The sequence below is a fragment of the Rhodoferax sp. BLA1 genome, from assembly GCF_013416775.1.
GTDB lineage: Bacteria > Pseudomonadota > Gammaproteobacteria > Burkholderiales > Burkholderiaceae_C > Rhodoferax.
The window spans coordinates 97,527-118,027 of sequence record NZ_SZVI01000013.1 but is presented as its reverse complement, the minus strand read 5'-3'; the positions used below and the strand labels follow the sequence as shown (position 1 = coordinate 118,027).

Genomic DNA, 20,501 nt, shown 5'->3' with positions numbered 1-20,501 from the left:
TTTTTTGCTGCGTTGCAGCAATTTAGGCCGCCGTGTCTAAACAACCAGTTTGTTAACGCAGCGACACAATCACGTGATGGATGCTTTCTACGCCGATCACTTTGTGTTGCCTCTGCCACCGGGGCATCGCTTTCCCATGCAAAAGTACGCGATGCTTCGCCATGCGCTGAGCACAGAGCTCCCGGACATTTGTCTCAAAGAGGCGCCAGAGGTGAGCAACGCGCAGTTGGCACTGGTGCACAGCCCTGCTTACATCCAGGCTATCCAGACCGGTGAGATGGATCCTGCTGTGATGCGTGAGATTGGTTTTCCGTGGAGTCTCGAGATGGCAGAACGTGTGCGTCGCTCGGTGGGAGGCACTGTTGCCGCTGTGGCGTCTGCTCTGCAGCAGTCTGTGGCAGGCAACCTGGCGGGCGGAACGCACCATGCCTATGCGGATAGAGGCGGTGGTTTTTGTGTATTCAACGATGTTGCTGTTGCCATTCGATGCGCCCAAAGGGAGGCGCTCAGCTGCGGGTCTGAGCCATTGCGGGTGGCGGTGATCGACCTGGACGTTCACCAAGGCAATGGCACGGCACATATCTTCCGGGATGATCCCAGTGTCCTGACCTTGTCCTTGCACGGTGAGAAAAACTTTCCTTTTCGCAAGGAGAACAGCGATCTGGACATCGGTCTGCCGGATGACTGTGGGGACGACGACTATTTGTGCGCGCTGGAGAATGCCTTGGACACGCTCGGTCAGCGTTTGTCGCCGGGCTTGGTGGTGTATCTGGCAGGTGTTGACCCTTTTGAGCGGGATCGATTGGGCCGCCTCAAGCTGACCGCTAGCGGGCTTCAGATGCGTGATGAGCGTGTGTTTGCGTGGTGCCACCAACGACGCGTGCCCTTGGCTTTTGTGATGGCGGGTGGATATGGCTTGGACATCGGTGAAACCGTGCAGCTGCAGGTCACCACCTACCGGACGGCGTTGTCGTATTGGCGCTTGACGCAGTCTGTGGACGTCGCCAAGACTCTGGCAAGTTCGCCATGAACCGATTTCTGCTTCAATCTATTCGTTCTTAATCAGTTCATCAACACCACCTATGACTCAAACGATGGATTTCTTGGCTGGTCAAGCCGCCGTGGACCACGCTATTACCTCTCGCATGTCAGTACGCGCCTTCAGCCCTCAGGTGGTGCCGAGACCGGTGTTGACGCAGCTGTTGGCGCTGGCCAGTCGGGCGCCTTCGGGCACCAACACCCAGCCCTGGAAGGTGTACGTGTTGCAGGGAGCAAGTCGTGACAGTCTGGTGGCCAAAGTGTGTGCTGCCCATGATGCTTTACGCGCCAATCCAGAGCTGGCCGCCGAATATCGGGAAGAGTACGACTATTACCCTGAAACATGGCTCAGCCCCTACCTTGAGCGCCGCCGTGAGAATGGTTGGGGACTCTACGGTTTGCTTGGCATCGGCAAGGGTGACAAGGACAAGATGCATGTCCAGCATCAGCGGAATTTCCACTTTTTTGACGCCCCAGTGGGCTTGATGTTCACCATGGATCGTGCCATGGGTCGGGGCTCACTACTGGACTACGGCATGTTTTTGCAAAGCCTGATGATCGCTGCTCGCGCACACGGTCTGCATACCTGTCCACAGGCGGCCTGGAACAGCTTTGCCAACATCATCAAGCCGCACATCGGTGCCGGTGCCAACGAGTTCCTGGTGTGTGGCATGGCCTTTGGTTACGCCGAGCTGTCTGATCCCGTGAACACGTTTCATACACCGCGGGTTGTTGTGAACGAATTCACGACCTGGCTGGATTGAACCGTTTGAAATGGTGTAGGGATGCTGCAGCATTTCCAATGCTTGCCAAGTCCACCTGCAACAGTTGATAAAAGTTTGCGCTGCTGTTTCGTCGGCCCATTTAAATCCGCTTAGAATTCCCGTCAGTTGGGCGGTGTAAGTTGAATGTAACTGATGCCTGAAAGTCAAAAAACCATTTGTGCGAAGCAGCGAATAGCTTGCAGCTATAAATTTCGTGAACGCCAATTTTCCTAAGAGGTAGGTTGTGAATAAAACAGAACTGATTGATTACGTAGCATCCAATGCTGACATTCCCAAGGCGGTTGCCGCACGGGCGCTCGAGGCCACGATCTCGGCGGTCAAGCTGACTTTGAAGCAGGGTGACTCCGTGTCTTTGGTTGGTTTTGGCACATTCGCCGTTGGCAAGCGGGCTGCACGAGTTGGCCGTAATCCCCGTACTGGTGCCTCGATTAAAATCAAGGCAGCCAAGGTGCCCAAGTTTCGACCTGGTAAGGCACTCAAAGACGCCATCAACTGAATTTCGTTTTCGGTGGGGTGATTAGCTCAGTTGGTAGAGCGGCGCCCTTACAAGGCGTAGGTCGGCGGTTCGAGCCCGTCATCACCCACCACCCATGCAAAGGCGAACTCTTGGTTCGCCTTTTTTGTTTGTCCGCAGGAGAGTTTTCACATGTTCGATATTTTTCGGAAACACACCAAGATCATGATGATTTTGTTGTTTCTGCTGATCATTCCATCCTTTGTGTTGTTCGGCATTGATCGATACAACCAGGCGGGACAGTCGGACGAGGTCGTCGCCAAAGTCGGATCTGTGGAAATCACCAAAGGACAGTGGGAACTTGCACACAAGAACGAGGTGGACCGACTGCGTGCAGCCCGGCCGGAGTTGGATGCCAAGTTGCTGGATTCACCGCAGGCACGTTTTGCTGTCCTGGAGCGGCTGGTGCGTGAACGTGTGATGCTAGTGGCTGCTGAAAAGGCCAATTTGCTGACCAGTGATGCCCGTTTGGCCAGATTCTTGCAGGAGGACCCCACCATCGCGTCTCTGCGCCTGCCGGATGGCAAGTTGGATATCGAACGTTATCGGCAGCTGGCAGCCAACCAGGGCCTCACCCCTGCAGGTTTTGAGAACTCCGTTCGCCAGACCATTTCCCAGCAACAGGTTGAAGCCGGCATTGGTCGATCTGGTTTTGTGGCTGTAGCGCCTGCCGATGTGGCCTTGAATGCTTTTTTTGAGAAGCGTGAAGTTCAGGTGGCCAGCTTCCTGACCAAGGACTATGCCGCCCGTGTGAATCCGTCTGATGCTGACCTAGAGAGCTTTTATCAAGCCAATCAGGCGCTGTTCAAGTCGCCTGAACATGCCAAAGTTGAATATGTTGTGCTGGACATGGAGTCCGTCAAACACGGCATCAAGCTCGCTGAGGCCGATCTGCGCGCCTACTATGAGCAAAATGTGGCGCGCCTGAGTGGTGTCGAGGAACGCCGGGCCAGCCACATCCTGATCAGTGCGCCCAAAGATGCCCCAGCGGCTGACCGGCAAAAGGCCCAGACCCAGGCGCAAGCTTTGCTGAAGGCCGTTCGCGCTGCACCTGACAGCTTTGCAGATGTCGCCAAAAAGAACTCTCAGGACACCGGCTCGGCTAGCAAGGGCGGAGATCTTGATTTCTTCGCACGGGGTGCCATGGTCAAGCCCTTTGAGGATGCTGCTTTTGCGATGAAGAAGGGCGAGATCAGTGACCTGGTTGAGTCTGATTTTGGTTACCACATCATCAAGCTCACCGATGTCAAGTCGCCCAAGCCGCGCAGTTTTGAAGAGTTGCGCCCCAGCTTGGAAAACGATCTCAAGACCCAGCAGGCCCAACGCAAATTTGCAGAATTTGCCGAACTTTTCACCAACACGGTGTATGAGCAATCAGACAGCCTCAAGCCTGTGGCCGAGAAGCTGGGTCTGGAAGTCAAGACGGTTGACCATCTGCTGCGCCAGCCTGCCACCGGTGCCACGGGTGTCTTGGCCAGCGAGAAATTTCTCTCGGCTTTGTTTGCCCCGGACAGCGTGGAGAACAAACGTAATACCGAAGCGGTCGAAACGGCGGTCAACCAGATGGCGGCTGGGCGTGTGGTGGCCTACAGCCCGGTGAGCACACTTGCTTTTTCAGAAGTGAAGCCGATGGTGCGAACACGTGTGGTGGAGTCGCGCGCCGTGGAGCTTGCGCGTCAGGATGGCATGGAGAAGTTGGCAGTTTGGAAAAAAGAGCCTGACAAGGCGTCATTGCCAGGGGCTGTTGTGGTGTCACGCGATCAGACACAGAATTTGCCCACCCAGCTTTTGACGGCCAGCCTGGCCGCAGATACCAGCAAGCTGCCAGCCTGGGTAGGTGTTGATTTGGGGGCAAATGGTTATGCCGTGGCCCGCATCAACAAAGTGCTGCCCCACGATGTGGCCAGCCAACCCAATGCAGCACAAGACCGTGAACAGTACGCGCGGTGGTGGAATGCTGCTGAAACCAGAGCTTACTACGCGGCCTTAAAAGACCGCCTGAAAGTTGAAGTGTTGGTGCCCGTGCCAACAGCCAGTGTTACACAATAATTGATGCTCTAGCCCTTATGTATAAAGGGCTGGTTGCTATATAAAAAGCAGCATATTGGCTGCGGTGCATTGGCTGACACCACCACCGTGGTGAACCGGAGACGGGGTTTATCCGCAGCTTGGGCCACGGTTGGCAAGCTGTTTGGCTGTCAGAGCCAGCTCTGGCGGCCAGCTGTCTGCCAAGTGGCCATGCTGGTAGACCGCGCGGCAGGCCGCATCGAAGGCTGTGTGACCTGCTGTCAGTTGCGCCCCCACCATGCCTGCCAAGACATCGCCCGTGCCCGCGCTGGCCAGGCGGGCGTTGCCGGTGATGTTGATCACTGGCGTTTGCTCGGGGCAAGCGATCACCGTGCCGGAGCCTTTGAGCACCACCGTGCAGTCAAAACGCTGAGCCAAGGCCTGGACGGCACCCAGCCGGTCCCCTTGGATCTGATGCGTGCTTACCCCCAGCAATCGGGCTGCTTCCAGCGGGTGCGGTGTCAGGATGGTGACCACATTCTGCCCCCTGCGTGCCGATAAAGTGGCTTGCAGTGTGCTGTCTTCTGCTATTTCATTAAGAGCATCTGCATCAAGCACCATCGGGGATGGAGACGATAAAACCTCATACAACACGGTCTGGATGGCCGAGCCACCTCCGCAACCACACACCAGGGTCATTGCGGACAGATCGAGTGACCTGAACGCACGAAACATCAGTTCGGGCTGTTGGACATCCACATACAAGGCTTGCTCATCCAGCAGTGCTACAAACACCCGACCCACGCCAGCATGTAATGCCGCACTGGCGGCCAGCAAGGCCGCGCCGGTCATGCCAGCGGCGCCGCCAATCACCGCCACATCGCCATAACTGCCTTTGTGACTGGCGTGTTGTCGGGCATGCACCACAGGGCGGGCATTCAGGCGAGCCAGGGGTGCCACTGTGTCTAGTGTGTGCTTCTCAGCGCCCAAGGCATCGAACCAGATCGCACCCGCCGCATCGCGTCCCTGGGTCGTGAACAGGCCAGGCTTCAGGGTGAGCAGGCTCAAGGTATGGCTGGCTTGCACAGACAGCTGGGTGGTCTGGCCAGTGTCGGCATGTAGGCCGGTCGGTAGATCAACGGACAGCACTGGCCCGCCCTGGGCGTTGATCTGCCGGATCCAGTCGGCCATGGGACCTTGGGGTTCCCGCAGGCTGGTGCCGATGCCGAGCAGGGCGTCGATGCACAGGTCAAAGTGGCCGCTGGGCAACTTTGTCTGAATGGAAAAACCTGCGTCCAGCAGTTTTTGGTGAGCCGCTGCTGAGTCGGCGGGGGCGTGTCCTGCGTCTCCGAGCCAGGTCACCACACAGTGTTTACCCCATTGCTGCAGGTGCAAGGCGGCTTCCAGTCCGTCGCCACCATTGTTGCCAGGGCCACAAGCGATCCAGATGCGTTGTGCGTGGGGTGCAATGGCCAGAGCCAGACGCGCAACCGCCAGGCCGGCGCGCTGCATCAGTGTGTGAGCGGGCAGGGTCAGCGCAAGGGATTGTTCCAGCTGTCGTGTTTGAGCTACCCCGTGCAAGAGGTGGTCGGTGCCGGAGGTGATGAGTTGCACGGTCTAGAACTCGTAACTGTCGCCTTCTTTGGCCAGTCGGTAGATAGGGTCTCCGGCTTGGCGCGGGTGTTCACGTAACACCTGTTCAAACACCTGGTCGAGTGCGTCGTCACTGCGAGTTGGTTCGTGATGGGTGCAAAACAACATCTTGGCCCCGGCCAGTTTGGCGTACTCGATGCTGGTGTCAAAGGTGCCGTGCCCCCAGCCTTTTTTGGCTGGGTATTCCGCGCGGGTGTAAGAGCTGTCGGCGATCAGAACGTCGACGCCAGCCATGGCCTGCAGGATGTCGGCCGTCTTGGCGTCGACAAAGCTCTGGTACTCGGCGAACTCGGGGTCTTCGGGGTCGTAAATATTGGGCGGGGGTTCATGGTCGCCGGTGAAAAAGACCGACTTGCCATTGGCTTCGATGCGGTAACCAAAGTCGATCACCGGGTGGTTCATCATGTAGGCTGTGATGGTGGCTGAACCTATTTGGATGCTCTCGTTGGGCGTCAGGGTGACGTACTCGATGCGAGCTTTTAACTCTGCCTCGCGCACCGGGAAGTAGCTGTACTGCAGCTGTACCGACATCACCTGCTCGACCCCCTTGCCCGATACCGGGTCATAAGCACCGTGCAGGCGCAAGGTATTGCCGGGGATGAAGTTGGGTACAAACAAAGGCAGCCCCTGGATGTGGTCCCAATGTGAATGGGTGATCAACACATTGGCAGTGACGGGTAACTCGGCCAGCAGGGACTGGGATAGCGGGAAGATGCCGGTGCCAGCATCGAGGATGATGAGTTCGTTGTTGTCGGTGCGCACCTCAATGCAGGTGGTGTTGCCACCATACCTGACTGTGGCTGGCCCCGGCGAGGCGATAGAACCCCGGACACCCCAAAATTTGACTCTCATGCAGCGCCTGTCATAAGGTGGCAAACAGTTTGGCGTCGTCGAACACCGAGTTCCAGTCATCCGACGCGGCAATGACTTCATCCAGTGTGCCGCCCATACGTCGCTGCACTTGTTCAGGAAGTGGGTGAATACACGGGTTGCCACCAAATCCAAACCCCAACTGTTTGCTGATCTGGTTGGCGGTGAAAACGCAGGCGAACAGGCCGGTATCGACTTGGTTGGCCTCATACTGGTGAGAAATGGTGTGGATCAGCTCGGGTGCAAAGCGCCATTTTTCAACCAACATGGCGCCTACCAGCGCATGGTCAACCCCAACCGTTTGGCGCAGGGCCTCGTGCAAGGACGACTTGTTGGTCTGACTCAGGCGCAAAGCCTGGCGGAATTCTTCGGGCAAAAACTGGGCAAACACCACCTTGCCAAAATCATGTAACAAGCCGCCAATGAAGCAGTCCATCGGGTCGGCATCGCCAATTTGGGACGCTAACTTTCTGGCGATGCCGGCCGTGGAGAGTGAGTGAAGCAGGTATTGGTCCACATCAAAGTCAGCCGCATTGTGTTTGGGCATCATGCCGATGGCTGCGATCGCCAGCGCCAGATTCTTGATGGTGTTGAAACCCAGGTACACCACGGCATTGTTCACCGAGGTGATTTGCCGAGGCAGGCTGTAATAGGCCGAATTGACCACCTTGAGTATCTTGACGGTGACCACCGGGTCTTTGTCAATCACCTGCACGATGTCTTTGGGTGTGCAATTCACGTCACGTGTGAGTTGCAGGATTTTCTCAACACTTTTAGGAAAGGCAGGCATGCCGTCAACCGCGTTGGCGAGTTTCAGAGAAAGATCCGGGGGTATGGTCTGCATGTTCTGGCGCTCGCGCATCGGGTCGTACGGCCTCGTCTTTTTAAATATTGCCTGTCAAGGTCATAGTCTAGGGTATTTGTCGCTTGGCTAAACCCGCGCACTCGTTTGGGCGAGGGGCTGATTGGACGTCAGCGATGCTATACTTGACAGGCTTTGTAGGTGGTGCTGGCAAGACGCTGGTACAGTGCAAAGCAAATCGCAAACCAGCCTCATCAAGGTGTTGCGGCGGCCAAGCAGAAAGATGTTTGGTTGATGCAAAACGAGCTGGATTTTAGACTTAACCTTCGGAGTTATATATGGCAGTTACTATGCGCGACATGCTGGAAGCCGGCGTCCATTTTGGTCACCAAACCCGCTTCTGGAATCCCAAGATGGCCCCCTTCATTTTTGGCCATCGCAATAAAATTCACATTATTAACCTGGAAAAATCGCTCCCGATGTTCCAGGAGGCTGCCAAGTTTGTGCGTCAAATTTCCGCTAAGCGCGGCACGGTGCTGATGGTGGGTACCAAGCGTCAAGCGCGTGAAACCGTGGCTCTTGAGGCGCAACGTGCTGGTGTGCCTTATGTTGATCAGCGTTGGTTGGGTGGTATGTTGACCAACTTCAAGACGGTCAAGACCTCCATCAAACGTCTCAAAGATATGAAGACGCAGCAAGAAGCTGGTCTGGATGCTATGAGCAAGAAAGAGCAGCTGATGTTTGCTCGCGAGCTGGAAAAGCTCGAAAAAGACATTGGTGGTATCCAGGATATGACCGTGTTGCCTGATGCTATTTTTGTCATCGATGTGGGTTACCACAAGATTGCCATTGCTGAAGCCAAGAAGCTGGGTATCCCGCTGGTGGCTGTGGTTGACTCCAACCATTCCCCTGAAGGCATTGATTATGTGATTCCGGGTAATGATGACTCCTCCAAGGCTGTGACGCTGTATGCGCGTGGTATTGCGGATGCCATCATTGAAGGTCGTGCTAATGCGATTGATGATGTGGTCAAGGCTGTGGCTGCTGAGAGTGCTGACGAATTTGTGGAAGTGAACGAGGCGACTGCCTGAGGTTCTTGCGACCCCAAAAAAGGGGGCTTGGGTGCCCCTTTTTTTTAATTCGATTTTTAACTGACTGAACTGAATCCGGAGATACAAATGGCTGCAATTACCGCAAGCATGGTGGCTGAACTGCGTGGCAAGACCGATGCCCCAATGATGGAGTGCAAACGTGCGCTGACCGAGGCTGAAGGCGATATGGCCAAGGCTGAAGAAATTTTGCGTGTGCGTCTGGGCAGCAAGGCAGGCAAGGCCTCCAGCCGTGTGACGGCTGAGGGTGTTGTGACTTACGCCGTAGAAGGTGATGTGGGTGCTTTGTTGGAAGTTAACTGCGAAACCGACTTTGTCACCAAGAATGACAGTTTCTTGGCTTTGGCTAATGCGGCTGCTTTGCTGATTGTCAAAAACAATCCTGCAGATCTGGAGGCCTTGGGTGCTTGTGCCTATGCGCAAGAAGGTTTTGGCCCCACCTTGGAAGACGTCCGCAAGGGTTTAATTGGCAAGATTGGTGAAAACATGAGCTTTCGCCGTTTCAAGCGCTTCGCTGCGGGTAACAAATTGGCTTCCTATTTGCACGGCACCCGCATTGGTGTGGTGGTCGAGTTTGAAGGTGATGAAGCTGCCGCCAAAGACGTGGCTATGCACGTCGCTGCCATGAAGCCAGTGGCTTTGTCGAGCGACGATGTGCCTGCCGATCTGGTGGCGCGCGAGCGCTCGGTGGCAGCTGCCAAAGCAGCTGAAGATGCAGCTGTGGCTACCGCCGCTGGCAAACCTGTGCAGTCTGCTGAAATCGTGGCTAAGCGCATCGAAGGTGGTGTGCAGAAGTACCTCAAAGAAGTCTCTCTGTTCAATCAACCGTTTGTCAAAAACGACAAACAAAGTGTTGAGCAAATGCTCAAGGCCGCAGCAACACAGGTGAAATCCTTCACCTTGTACGTTGTTGGTGAAGGTATTGAGAAGAAGGTGGATGACTTCGCTGCCGAAGTGGCTGCCCAGGTCGCTGCCGCCAAACAAGCTGCTTGATCGGCAGTTCCTTCCTGCCACCCAGGTCGTTTATCCATCAACCCCATTCAAAAGGAACGTCTCATGACAACTGCCAAACCTGCTTACAAGCGCATTTTGCTCAAGCTGTCAGGTGAGGCGCTCATGGGGGATGACCAGTTTGGCATCAACCGCAACACCATCGTGCGCATGGTGGATGAGATTGTGGAAGTGACCCAACTGGGGGTTGAGGTGGCTGTGGTGATTGGTGGTGGCAATATTTTCAGGGGTGTGGCCGGTGGCTCGGTGGGTATGGACCGGGCGACGGCCGACTACATGGGAATGTTGGCCACAGTCATGAATTCGCTGGCCTTGGGTGACACCATGAACAAGGCCGGGCTGACGGCTCGGGTGATGTCAGCTATTGCCATTGAGCAGGTGGTTGAGCCCTATGTCCGCCCCAAAGCTTTGCAATACCTGGAAGAGGGTAAAGTGGTCATTTTTGCGGCCGGTACCGGCAACCCGTTTTTCACCACCGACACGGCCGCAGCGCTGCGGGGTGCAGAAATAGGTGCCCAAATTGTGCTCAAAGCGACCAAGGTGGATGGTGTTTATTCAGCCGATCCCAAAAAGGATCCAACGGCAACGCGTTACAGCAAAATATCTTTTGACGATGCGATCTCGCAAAATCTGGGCATCATGGATGCCACGGCTTTTGCGCTGTGTCGAGATCAGAAGTTGCCCATCAAGGTCTTTTCGATTTTCAAGAACGGTGCACTTAAGCGGGTGGTTCTGGGTGAAGACGAAGGTACCCTGGTGTACGCCTAAGCGAGCGACAATTCGCTTTTTGCTGAAGTCATGACTGTGGAGTGAGGAGTAGAAGATGCCAATTGCAGATGTCAAGCGGACTGCCGAAGCCAAGATGGACCAGTCCATTGCTGCGTTTCAACACAACTTGACCAAGATTCGTACGGGGCGAGTGAATCCGGCCATTCTGGATACGGTGCATGTGGATTATTACGGAGCGATGGTGCCGATCAGCCAAGTGGCCAATGTGTCCTTGCTCGATTCCCGCACACTGAGTGTGCAGCCTTGGGAAAAAGGTTTGGGTGCCAAGATTGAGAAGGCCATTCGTGACAGCGACTTGGGTCTGAATCCGTCGTCCATGGGTGATTTGATTCGTGTGCCAATGCCCGCCATGTCGGAGGAGCGCCGCAAAGAGCTCACCAAAGTGGTTCGGGGCGAAGGTGAAACCGCCAAAATTGCCGTGCGCAATCTGCGCCGTGACGCCAATGAAGCGGTGAAAAAACTGGTGAAGGACAAGCTGGCCTCAGAGGATGAGCAAAAGCGCTGCGAGGCTGATATTCAAAAAGTGACCGACAAACACATTGTGGTCATTGATCAGTTGGTGGCAAGCAAAGAACAAGACATCATGGCGGTCTGACCGGCCATGGCCTACGACCAGGTGCCTCACCATATTGCCATCGTGATGGATGGCAATGGACGTTGGGCGAATAAGCGGTTTTTGCCGCGTATTGCCGGACATCGGCAAGGTGTTGAATCGCTCAAGCGTTGCGCCAAAGCCTGTGATGCCAGAGGTGTTCGGGTACTCACGGTGTTTGCTTTTTCGTCCGAAAACTGGAAACGTCCGACAGAAGAGGTGTCGGGTCTGATGGACCTGTTTGCCATGGCGCTGACGCGTGAGGTGAACCAACTCAAGGCTGCTGGTGTTCAGTTGCGTTTTGTCGGTGATCGCCGGGGCCTGTCACCGCGGGTGCTGCGCAGCATGGAAGAGGGTGAAGCGGCCACGGCGGGCAACACCCGGCTGATCCTCAATGCCTGTTTTAATTACGGTGGTCGCTGGGACATTGCCCAAGCGGCGCGCAAGGTGGCCGAACAGGGTTTGCCCCTCACCGAAGACAATTTGAACGGCGCCATGTCACTGGCACATGTGCCGGACCCCGACCTGTTGATCCGCACTGGTGGCGAACACCGCATGAGCAACTTTTTGCTCTGGCAAGGCGCTTATTCCGAGTTCTTTTTCACCGATGTGTTGTGGCCCGATTTTGACGAAGCTGCGCTGGATCAAGCCATAAGCTCGTTTGCCCAGCGCGAGCGGCGCTTTGGCATGACCTCAGACCAGCTCGATGGTGATGCCTCGTCGACGGGGTCGCGTTAGTCTGCCATGCTCAAACAACGGGTATTGACCGCGCTGGTGCTGCTGATGGTGCTGTTGCCAGCACTCTTCTATACACAACCTGAACCTTTTTTTGTGATTGCGGCGTTATTTATCGCAGCGGCTGGCTGGGAATGGGCGCGCATGAACGGCTTGAGCATGTCCACGTCACTGGTCGCTGGGGGCTTGTGTGTGTTGGCCTGTTTCGGGATGTGGTGGTCTGGCTTGTTGGCGGAGGCTTGGCCACGTGTCTGGTTGCTGACAGGTGCGGTCTGGGTGCTGGCCGGGGCCTGGATGCTCAAAGCGGGCGTGGCCGCGTGGTCTCAGGTGGTGCGTCCGGTGCGTCTGGTGCTGGGTTTGTTGGCCCTGTGGCTGACCTGGTTGGCTGTGGTGCAGGCGCGTTTGTTGGGTATCAACTTCCTGTTGTCGGTGCTGGCCCTGGTCTGGATGGCAGACATTGGCGCTTATTTTTCTGGCAGAGCTTTGGGCGGGCGTTTCATCCGCCGCAAGCTGGCGGTCTCCATCAGTCCCGGCAAAAGTTGGGAAGGTGTCTGGGGTGGTATGGCCGGGGTGATCCTGATGGCTTGCATCTGGCGTTATGCCGATGCCGCCAATGGCGCCAGCTCACCGAGTTTTTACACCCTGTTGGGTCAACGCGGCTTGGGTTTCATGGTGGTGGCTGTGGTGTTTATGGCGGCCATGAGTGTGGTGGGTGATCTGATTGAGTCGCTGGTGAAGCGCAGTGCTGGTGTGAAAGACAGCAGCGCCTTGTTGCCCGGACATGGCGGTGTGCTGGACCGGGTTGATGCGCTGCTGCCCACGCTGCCACTGGCAATGATGTTGGTATCTTTCTGAGAAGCTTCATGACAGAACAAACCGGACTGACAAAACAACGCGTGGTGATTCTGGGTTCTACCGGGTCGATTGGTGTCAGCACGTTGGAAGTCATTGCACTGCACCCCGAGCGTTTTGAGGTGTTTGCCCTGAGCGCGTCGACCCAGGTTGACAAGATGTTGGCGCAATGTGTGCAATTCAAGCCGGTGTTTGCGGTCATGGCCAGTGTGGAGCATGGCCGGGTTCTTGAGCAGAAATGTAAGGAAAATAGCCTTACAACCCGCGTCCTGTCTGGATCAAAAGCTATTGAAGAGATAGCGGAGCATGCGCAGGTGGATACCGTCATGGCGGCCATTGTGGGGGCTGCAGGTCTGGCGTCTTGCCTGGCCGCCGCACGTGCGGGCAAACGCCTGCTGTTGGCCAACAAAGAAGCGTTGGTGGTGGGCGGGGATTATTTCCTGGCGGCGGTGGCGGACGGTGGTGCCAAGCTGTTGCCGATTGACAGCGAACATTCTGCGGTGTTCCAGTCGTTGCCAGATGACGCCAGCACCTGGGCCAACCAGATTGACAAGATCATCCTGACCGCCTCTGGTGGGCCGTTCCGTCGCCGTGATCCTGCCGAATTTGCCGGTATCACGCCCGATCAGGCCTGTGCCCACCCGAACTGGGTGATGGGGCGCAAGATTTCGGTGGACTCGGCCACCATGATGAACAAGGCGCTGGAAGTGATCGAAGCCAAGTACCTGTTTGGCGTGCGGCCAGCACAAATTGAGGTGGTGATCCACCCGCAAAGCGTGATTCACTCGATGGTGCAGTACCGCGACCATTCTGTCATTGCCCAGCTCGGCACCCCCGACATGAAAGTACCTATTGCTTACGGGCTGTCCTGGCCGGACCGCGTGACCTCAGGCGCCACCGCGCTCGATTTTAGCCGCATGGCAGACATGAGCTTCGAGTCAATAAATTCCCATGGACATGCAGAACGTTTCCCCGGCTTGAAACTGGCCTGGTCGGTGCTGGATGCTGCACCGGGCAGCACAGCGGTGTTAAATGCCGCCAACGAAGTGGCTGTGGCCGCCTTTCTGGCAAAAAGAATCCGTTTTGATCAGATCCATACGGTCAATCTGGACACCTTGGCTGCTGTGTTTCCCAGCCCACCTCGTTCGCTGGACGACTTGCTGGCCCTGGACGCTGTGTCGCGCAGTGCGGCCGAGTCTGTGGTACAGCGTATTGGCCGCTGACCGCCGACCCATCTCTCGCGCATGTTGACCCTTCCCGCATTTCTGGTGGCGATAGCGCTGCTGATTGCCATCCATGAGTATGGTCACTATCGGATGGCGGTGGCCTGTGGTGTCAAGGTGTTGCGGTTTTCCATCGGTTTTGGCAAGCCCTTGCTGCGCTGGCAGTCCACGCCGACGTCGACCGAATTTGTGTTGGCCTTGTTTCCGGTGGGTGGTTTTGTCAAGATGCTCGATGAGCGTGAAGGACCGGTTGCCCCTGAGCTGAAACACATGGCCTTCAACACCCAGTCCTTGCGCCGTCGTGCTGCGATAGTGGCGGCGGGTCCGGCTGCTAATTTGTTGCTGGCGGTGTTGTTGTACGCGCTGGTCAACTGGATCGGAGTGCTCTTGCCCGAAGCCATTCTGAGTCCGCCGCCTGCCGCTTCTTTGGCGGCAAAGGCTGGTTTGCAGGGGGGTGAACGTGTTCTTCGCATGGGCGCCGTGGGGGCTGAGCCGACGGAGGTGGGGTCGTTTGAGGATGTTCGCTGGGCATTAACGCGTGGTGCCATGGATGGGGAAGACGTCAGCCTGGTGGTGGCTGGTGCCAACAACATCGAACGCGAAGTGCAGTTGTCCTTGTCCACGCTTGACAGCAGCCAGGTGGATGCCGAGTTGTTCAAAAGCATAGGCATTGCCATTCCCCTGACTTGCCCAACCATGGGCGAACTGCAGGCTGACGGAGCGGCGGCGCTGGCGGGTTTGCTTGAGGGTGATGAGGTGCAGTCGGTGGATGGCCAGCCCATCATGGACGGGCAACAACTGCGCAGTGTCATTCGCAACGTTGCCAGCCAAGGGCAGACCAAGACCCAGCGCTGGAAAGTGCTGCGTGGGACCCAGTTGCTGGAGTTGTCCGTGACCCCAAAACTGGTGCTTGATGGTGGTCAGACCATTGGTCGTATTGGCGGCTTTGTGGGCTCCCGCCCAGCCATGGTCACGGTGAGTTATGGACCGCTGGATGGGCTTTGGCGCGGCGTGAGCCAGACCTGGGACATTTCGGTATTGACGCTCAAGATGATGGGCAAGATGTTGGTGGGGCAGGCGTCCATCAAAAACATCAGTGGTCCGCTGACGATTGCCGACTATGCTGGCAAATCTGCTGGCATGGGTGTGATCCAATACCTGACGTTTCTGGCGCTGGTCAGCGTCAGTTTGGGGGTGCTGAACCTGCTGCCGCTGCCGGTGCTCGACGGTGGGCACCTGATGTATTATCTTTGGGAGGGCGCGACAGGTAAGCCGGTGTCCGAACGCTGGATGGAACGTCTGCAACAAGGAGGCATTGCGCTTTTGATCCTGATGATGTCTATCGCCCTTTTTAACGATCTCTCCCGCTTGCTCGGTTAACTTTTGTTGTGCTGTTGGCACAACCTACATTTCTTCATTTTCACCATGCAACTCAATCGTTTTCGCCTGAACGCACTCGCTGCGGTGGCCGCTTTGGTATTGGCCGCTCCCTCGGCTTGGGCCGTTGACCCCTTCACTGTCCGTGACATCCGTATTGAAGGTTTGCAGCGTGTTGAGCCGGGCACCGTGTTTGTGTCCATGCCAGTGCAAGTCGGCGACACTTATAACGATGACAAGGGCTCTGCGGCGATTCGTGCTCTGTTTGCCTTGGGCTTGTTCAAGGATGTGCGTATTGACATCAATGGTGATGTGCTGGTGGTGGTGGTCGAAGAGCGTCCCACCGTGGCCAACGTGGAATTTGTTGGTACCAAGGAATTTGACAAGGAAGTGCTGATCAAGTCGCTGCGTGATGTGGGCTTGGCCGACGGCCGACCCTTCGACAAGGCACAACTTGATCGCGCTGAGCAGGAACTCAAACGCCAGTACATCAACCGCAGTCTGTACGCGGCTCAGGTGGTGACCACGGTGACACCGATTGAACGCAACCGGGTCAACCTGACCTTCACCGTGAGCGAAGGTGAGCCCGCCAAGATCAGCGAGATTCACATTGTGGGCAACAAGGTGTTCAGTGAATCCACCTTGCGCGACCTGTTTGACCTGGACACCGGTGGCTGGATGAGCTGGTACACCAAGTCCAATCGCTACTCGCGCGCCAAGTTGAATGCTGACATTGAGACGCTACGTTCTTATTACCTGGCGCGCGGTTATTTGGAGTTCAAGGTCGACTCGACACAGGTGGCGATTGATCCCAACAAGACCGACATCGGCATCACCATCAACATCACCGAAGGTGAACGTTTTGTGGTCAGTGGTGTCAAGCTGGCTGGCAATTACCTTGGCAAAGACGACGAGTTCAAGTCTCTGGTGTCGATTCGCCCCGGCCAGGCCTATAACGCCGATGAAGTCGCCACAACCAGTAAGGCCTTCACCGACTATTTTGGTAACTTTGGCTACGCCTTTGCCCGGGTGGATGCCGTGCCTGAGATTGACCGGGCCAACAACCTGGTGACCTTGACCCTGCAGGCCAATCCGTCGCGACGCGCCTATGTGCGCAACATCAATGTGGCTGGCAACACCCGTACCCGCGATGTGGTGGTCCGGCGCGAATTCCGTCAGCTGGAGGCCTCCTGGTACAACGGTGACAAGATCCGTTTGTCTCGTGATCGGGTCGACCGTTTGGGCTATTTTTCGGATGTGGCGGTCGAAACCCAGGAAGTGGCTGGGGCACCAGACCAGGTGGACCTGACGCTCAACGTGGTCGAAAAACCCACGGGCAGTCTGAGTTTGGGCGCTGGTTTTTCCAGCGGTGACGGCTTGGGCTTGTCCTTCGGGTTGTCGCAGGAAAATGCGTTTGGCTCCGGTAACTCACTGGGCATCAAGATCAACACCAGCGATAGCAATCAATCCTTGGTGATCAGTACCACCGACCCGTATTTCACGGATGACGGTGTTTCCAGAACCCTGGACGTGTATCGTAGAGTCTCCAGCCCCTATGAGGACGAGGACTACTACAAGCTGGTGTCCTCTGGGGCGGCCATTCGTTTTGGGGTGCCTTTTACCGAGATTGACACGGTGTACTTTGGTGCCGGGATCGAGAGTACGACCATCAAGCCTGGCACGCTGTTGCCCACCTCTTACAAAGCCTATGGTGATGAATATGGGTATTCCAGTTCGGCCATCCCGTTCACCATGGGCTGGGCCCGTGACAGCCGCGACAGTGCCTTGGCACCCACCAAAGGCCGTTACCAGAAAGCCAATGCCGAGTGGTCGTTTGCCGGCGATGCCCGTTACCTGCGCACCACCTACCAGTTCCAGCAGTATCTTCCGTTGAGCAAGCAGTACACCGCAGCATTCAACGTCGAAGTGGGTGTGGGCAAAGTGATGGGTGAGCGCTCTTACCCGGTGTTCAAGAACTTCTATGGTGGTGGTTTGGGCTCGGTGCGGGGTTTCGAGTCCGGTACCCTGGGGCCAAAGGATATCAGTGACACCCACATCGGTGGCAACCGCAAAGTAAATGTCAACCTGGAGTTGCTGACACCGTTCCCGGGTGCTGGCAATGACCGTTCTCTGCGGATGTATGGTTTTGTTGATGCCGGTATGGTCAGTGGCAACAACGGTGGTCTGGCGATCAACGAAAACGCCAGCGCGCTGCGTGCCTCGACGGGTGTGGGTATCAGCTGGATTTCGCCAGTGGGTCCCTTGCGTCTGGCCTTTGCCAAACCTTTGAAGAAGTACGATGGCGATAAAATCCAGAGTATGCAATTTCAAATCGGAACGAGTTTCTAATGAATCAATATGTACGTCAGCTGGCCTTGGTGCTGGTGGGTGGTTTGTGTTTGGCTTCGGCGCAGGCCGAGGAAGTCAAAATTGGTTTTGTCAGTACCGATCGGGTGCTCAAAGAAGCGGCCACCGCCAAAGCGGCCCAAACCAAGCTGGAACAGGAATTTTCCAAGCGCGAGAAAGAGCTAACGGCGCTGGGTGCAAGCATCAAGACCTCTGCTGACACGTTTGAGCGTGAGGCCCCCACCTTGCCAGAGGTGCAGCGTGTCACCCGCCAGAAGCAACTGCTTGAGCAAGACCGGGACTTCCAGCGGAAACGCCGTGAGTTCCAGGAAGACCTGAACGCCCGCAAGAATGAAGAATTGCAACAGGTGATTGCGCGCGCCAACAAGGCCATCAAGGACATCGCCGCCGCTGAAAAATACGACATCATTTTTCAGGACGCGGTTTACGTGAACCCCAAGATCGACATGACCGATAAGGTCATCAAGGCGCTCAACGCCGCCACACCTGCCAAGTAACCGAGCGAAAGGTTGGCCGCAGGTGGCTTTGCGTGCGGAAACCCTCGTTGAGGCACTGGGTGGTGTGTTGTTCGGAGATGCTGATCGCTTGATCGAAGGCCTGGCGCCGCTGGAAACAGCGCAGCCAGCGCAGCTGAGTTTTCTCAGTCATCCCAAATACCAGCAACAACTCGCTGTCTCCAAGGCAGGGTGTGTCATTGTGGGTCCGCAGATGCAGACCCTGGCGCAGGCACGGGGTGACTGCATCGTGACCGACAACCCGTATCTGTATTTCGCCCGTGCCACCCAACTCTGGAAGGTCAGCCTGCCGCGCCGGGAAGCCCCTTTGATCCACCCGTCTGCCGTGATCGATCCTGAGGCCACTGTTCACCCGAGTGCGCGGATTGGCGCCTTGTGTGTGGTGGAGGCCGGTGCCAGCATCGGTGCAGATACCGTCTTGAAGTCACGTGTGACCATCAGCGAGAACTGCAGCATTGGTGAGCGCTGCCTGTTGCACCCTGGTGTGGTGATTGGTGCCGATGGTTTTGGTTTTGCGCCTGACAACGGGACCTGGGTCAAGATTGAACAACTCGGCAACGTGCGCATTGGCAACGATGTTGAAATTGGTGCCAACACCTGCATTGACCGCGGTGCGCTTGCGGATACGGTGATTGAAGACGGCGTTAAGCTTGACAACCTAGTCCAGATTGGCCACAACGTGTTTGTTGGTCAACACACTGCCATGGCAGGTTGTGCCGGTGTGGCAGGCAGTGCCCACATTGGTGCGCATTGCACTGTGGGTGGTGGCGCGGTGGTGCTTGGACATCTGACGCTGGCTGATGGGGTCAACATCTCGGCGGCCTCGGTGGCCACCCGCTCGATTCTCAAGCCTGGTCATTACACGGGCATGTTCCCCATTGACGACAATGCCGCGTGGGAAAAAAACGCGGCGTCTGTCAAGCAGTTGGCCAGTTTGCGCGAGCGCATTCGTGCGCTGGAAGCCCAGGTCAAGCTGCTGGCTCCCAATCCTTCTTCCAATTAAAAACAAGGTCAGATTCATGGATATCTATCAAATTCTCAAACAGTTGCCCCACCGATACCCGTTTTTGCTGGTGGACCGCGTGCTTGAGATCGACAAGGGCAAAACCATCAAGGCCCTGAAAAATGTCACCATCAACGAACCCTTTTTTGAAGGCCATTTCCCCCACCGTCCGGTGATGCCGGGTGTGCTGATGCTCGAAGCCCTGGCGCAGGCCGCCGCTTTGCTGGCCTTTGATGCGCTGGACACCTCGCCCACTGACGACATGGTCTATTACTTCGCCGGCATCGACGGTGCACGTTTTAAACAGCCGGTGGAGCCGGGTGACCAGCTGATCCTGTCGGTGGAACTGCTGCGTATGAAAGCCGGCATTTTCAAATTCAAAGCCCGTGCTGAAGTGGATGGCAATTTGGCGGTTGAAGCCGAGTTGACCTGTGCCATGCGCAAAGTGAGCTGAAGACAACACCATGACCACCATCCACGCCACCGCCATCGTGGACCCGGCGGCCGAGCTGGACAGCTCGGTCAGCGTCGGGCCCTACAGCGTTATTGGACCCCACGTCAAGATTGCTGCGGGCACCACGGTTGGCCCGCATGTGGTGATCGAGGGCCACACCACCATCGGTCGTGACAACCGTATCTTCCAATTTGCGTCGCTCGGTGCCATCCCGCAGGACAAAAAGTACGCCAATGAGCCCTGTGAGCTGGTCATTGGTGACCGCAACACCATCCGCGAGTTCTGCACCTTCAACATTGGCTCGCCCGGTGATGTGGGTGTGACCCGTGTGGGTGACGACAACTGGCTGATGGCCTATGTGCACCTGGCCCATGATTGCCAAGTGGGCAACAACACCATTTTTGCCAACAACACCCAGCTGGCTGGCCATGTGCATGTCGGTGACTGGGCTATTTTTGGTGGTTTTACCGTGGTGCACCAGTTTGTGCGCATTGGCGCCCACAGCATGACCGCGATGTGCACCCTGCTGTTTGCCGACCTGCCACCGTTTGTGATGTGCCAGGGCCAACCCGCTGCGGCGCGTTCGATGAACTTTGAAGGCTTGCGCCGCCGTGGTTTCTCGCCAGACCGCATCTCGGCCGTTAAAGCCATGCACAAGGCGCTGTACCGTGACGACCTGACCTTGCAGGTGGCCATGGAGCGCATCGCCGGTTTAAGTGAAAACCACCCAGAGGCCTTGTCAGACGTGGAGATGATGCTGTCATTTTTGAAGCAATCATCACCCCAGCGCGGCATTGTGCGCTAA

At 56.5% G+C, this 20,501-nt stretch carries 20 protein-coding genes and 1 tRNA gene; 18 read left to right on the top strand and 3 right to left on the bottom strand.

Features of this window, described 5'->3' with window-relative positions; all coding sequences use genetic code 11:
* The first annotated feature begins 76 nt into the window (after positions 1-76).
* The 5 genes from FDG13_RS16025 (at position 77) to FDG13_RS16005 (ending at position 4,386) form a co-directional block, all read left to right on the top strand.
* Positions 77-1,030 (top strand): histone deacetylase, encoded by a 954-nt coding sequence (locus FDG13_RS16025; protein ID WP_180129981.1) that lies wholly within the window; start codon positions 77-79, stop codon positions 1,028-1,030.
* A gap of 64 nt (positions 1,031-1,094) precedes the next feature.
* Positions 1,095-1,802, top strand: a complete 708-nt coding sequence (locus FDG13_RS16020; RefSeq protein WP_255435296.1) for a nitroreductase — start codon at positions 1,095-1,097, stop codon at positions 1,800-1,802.
* Positions 1,803-2,046: 244 nt separating this feature from the next.
* Positions 2,047-2,319, top strand: coding sequence for an HU family DNA-binding protein (locus tag FDG13_RS16015; protein ID WP_180129975.1), 273 nt, complete (start codon positions 2,047-2,049; stop codon positions 2,317-2,319).
* A gap of 15 nt (positions 2,320-2,334) precedes the next feature.
* A tRNA-Val gene (locus FDG13_RS16010) sits at positions 2,335-2,410 on the top strand.
* Between the two features lie 59 nt (positions 2,411-2,469).
* A complete protein-coding gene (locus tag FDG13_RS16005; protein WP_180129971.1) occupies positions 2,470-4,386 on the top strand; it encodes a SurA N-terminal domain-containing protein in 1,917 nt (638 codons plus the stop codon).
* Positions 4,387-4,494: 108 nt separating this feature from the next.
* Here the strand turns inward: FDG13_RS16005 and FDG13_RS16000 are convergent, their stop codons facing one another.
* The 3 genes from FDG13_RS16000 to FDG13_RS15990 are packed head-to-tail and all read right to left on the bottom strand — an operon-like array spanning position 4,495 to position 7,711.
* On the bottom strand, positions 4,495-5,958 hold the full coding sequence (locus FDG13_RS16000; protein WP_180129966.1) for an NAD(P)H-hydrate dehydratase: 1,464 nt from the start codon (positions 5,956-5,958) through the stop codon (positions 4,495-4,497).
* 3 nt (positions 5,959-5,961) lie between these two features.
* Positions 5,962-6,849, bottom strand: coding sequence for an MBL fold metallo-hydrolase (locus tag FDG13_RS15995; protein WP_180129963.1), 888 nt, complete (start codon positions 6,847-6,849; stop codon positions 5,962-5,964).
* A 10-nt stretch (positions 6,850-6,859) separates the two neighbouring features.
* Positions 6,860-7,711 carry an HDOD domain-containing protein gene (locus tag FDG13_RS15990; RefSeq protein WP_180129960.1) on the bottom strand — a complete coding sequence of 284 codons (852 nt, stop codon included), beginning with the start codon at positions 7,709-7,711 and terminating at the stop codon, positions 6,860-6,862.
* A 296-nt stretch (positions 7,712-8,007) separates the two neighbouring features.
* Between FDG13_RS15990 and rpsB the strand changes: the two genes are divergently transcribed.
* The 13 genes from rpsB (at position 8,008) to lpxA (ending at position 20,501) form a co-directional block, all read left to right on the top strand.
* A complete protein-coding gene (rpsB, locus tag FDG13_RS15985; RefSeq protein ID WP_180129956.1) occupies positions 8,008-8,760 on the top strand; it encodes a 30S ribosomal protein S2 in 753 nt (250 codons plus the stop codon).
* Between the two features lie 87 nt (positions 8,761-8,847).
* Positions 8,848-9,771, top strand: coding sequence for a translation elongation factor Ts (tsf, locus tag FDG13_RS15980; RefSeq protein ID WP_180129951.1), 924 nt, complete (start codon positions 8,848-8,850; stop codon positions 9,769-9,771).
* 63 nt (positions 9,772-9,834) lie between these two features.
* Positions 9,835-10,557, top strand: coding sequence for a UMP kinase (pyrH, locus tag FDG13_RS15975; protein WP_180129947.1), 723 nt, complete (start codon positions 9,835-9,837; stop codon positions 10,555-10,557).
* Positions 10,558-10,612: 55 nt separating this feature from the next.
* Complete coding sequence (frr, locus tag FDG13_RS15970; protein WP_180129942.1) at positions 10,613-11,173, top strand: ribosome recycling factor; 561 nt, start codon at positions 10,613-10,615, stop codon at positions 11,171-11,173.
* A gap of 6 nt (positions 11,174-11,179) precedes the next feature.
* Complete coding sequence (gene uppS, locus FDG13_RS15965) at positions 11,180-11,908, top strand: polyprenyl diphosphate synthase (RefSeq protein ID WP_180129937.1); 729 nt, start codon at positions 11,180-11,182, stop codon at positions 11,906-11,908.
* Positions 11,909-11,914: 6 nt separating this feature from the next.
* Positions 11,915-12,760, top strand: coding sequence for a phosphatidate cytidylyltransferase (locus FDG13_RS15960; protein ID WP_180129932.1), 846 nt, complete (start codon positions 11,915-11,917; stop codon positions 12,758-12,760).
* An 8-nt stretch (positions 12,761-12,768) separates the two neighbouring features.
* A complete protein-coding gene (ispC, locus tag FDG13_RS15955; RefSeq protein ID WP_180129928.1) occupies positions 12,769-13,980 on the top strand; it encodes a 1-deoxy-D-xylulose-5-phosphate reductoisomerase in 1,212 nt (403 codons plus the stop codon).
* A 21-nt stretch (positions 13,981-14,001) separates the two neighbouring features.
* Entirely contained in the window at positions 14,002-15,360 is a 1,359-nt protein-coding gene (rseP, locus tag FDG13_RS15950) for an RIP metalloprotease RseP (RefSeq protein ID WP_180129923.1), read from the top strand.
* Positions 15,361-15,405: 45 nt separating this feature from the next.
* Positions 15,406-17,706: an outer membrane protein assembly factor BamA gene (gene bamA / locus FDG13_RS15945; protein WP_180129920.1), complete on the top strand. Its 2,301-nt coding sequence runs from the start codon at positions 15,406-15,408 to the stop codon at positions 17,704-17,706.
* A complete protein-coding gene (locus FDG13_RS15940; RefSeq protein ID WP_180129917.1) occupies positions 17,706-18,221 on the top strand; it encodes an OmpH family outer membrane protein in 516 nt (171 codons plus the stop codon). Before bamA ends, FDG13_RS15940 begins: the two co-directional genes overlap by 1 nt.
* A gap of 22 nt (positions 18,222-18,243) precedes the next feature.
* Positions 18,244-19,242: a UDP-3-O-(3-hydroxymyristoyl)glucosamine N-acyltransferase gene (gene lpxD, locus FDG13_RS15935; RefSeq protein WP_180129913.1), complete on the top strand. Its 999-nt coding sequence runs from the start codon at positions 18,244-18,246 to the stop codon at positions 19,240-19,242.
* Positions 19,243-19,258: 16 nt separating this feature from the next.
* Entirely contained in the window at positions 19,259-19,696 is a 438-nt protein-coding gene (gene fabZ / locus FDG13_RS15930; RefSeq protein ID WP_180129906.1) for a 3-hydroxyacyl-ACP dehydratase FabZ, read from the top strand.
* Between the two features lie 10 nt (positions 19,697-19,706).
* Entirely contained in the window at positions 19,707-20,501 is a 795-nt protein-coding gene (gene lpxA, locus FDG13_RS15925) for an acyl-ACP--UDP-N-acetylglucosamine O-acyltransferase (protein WP_180129901.1), read from the top strand.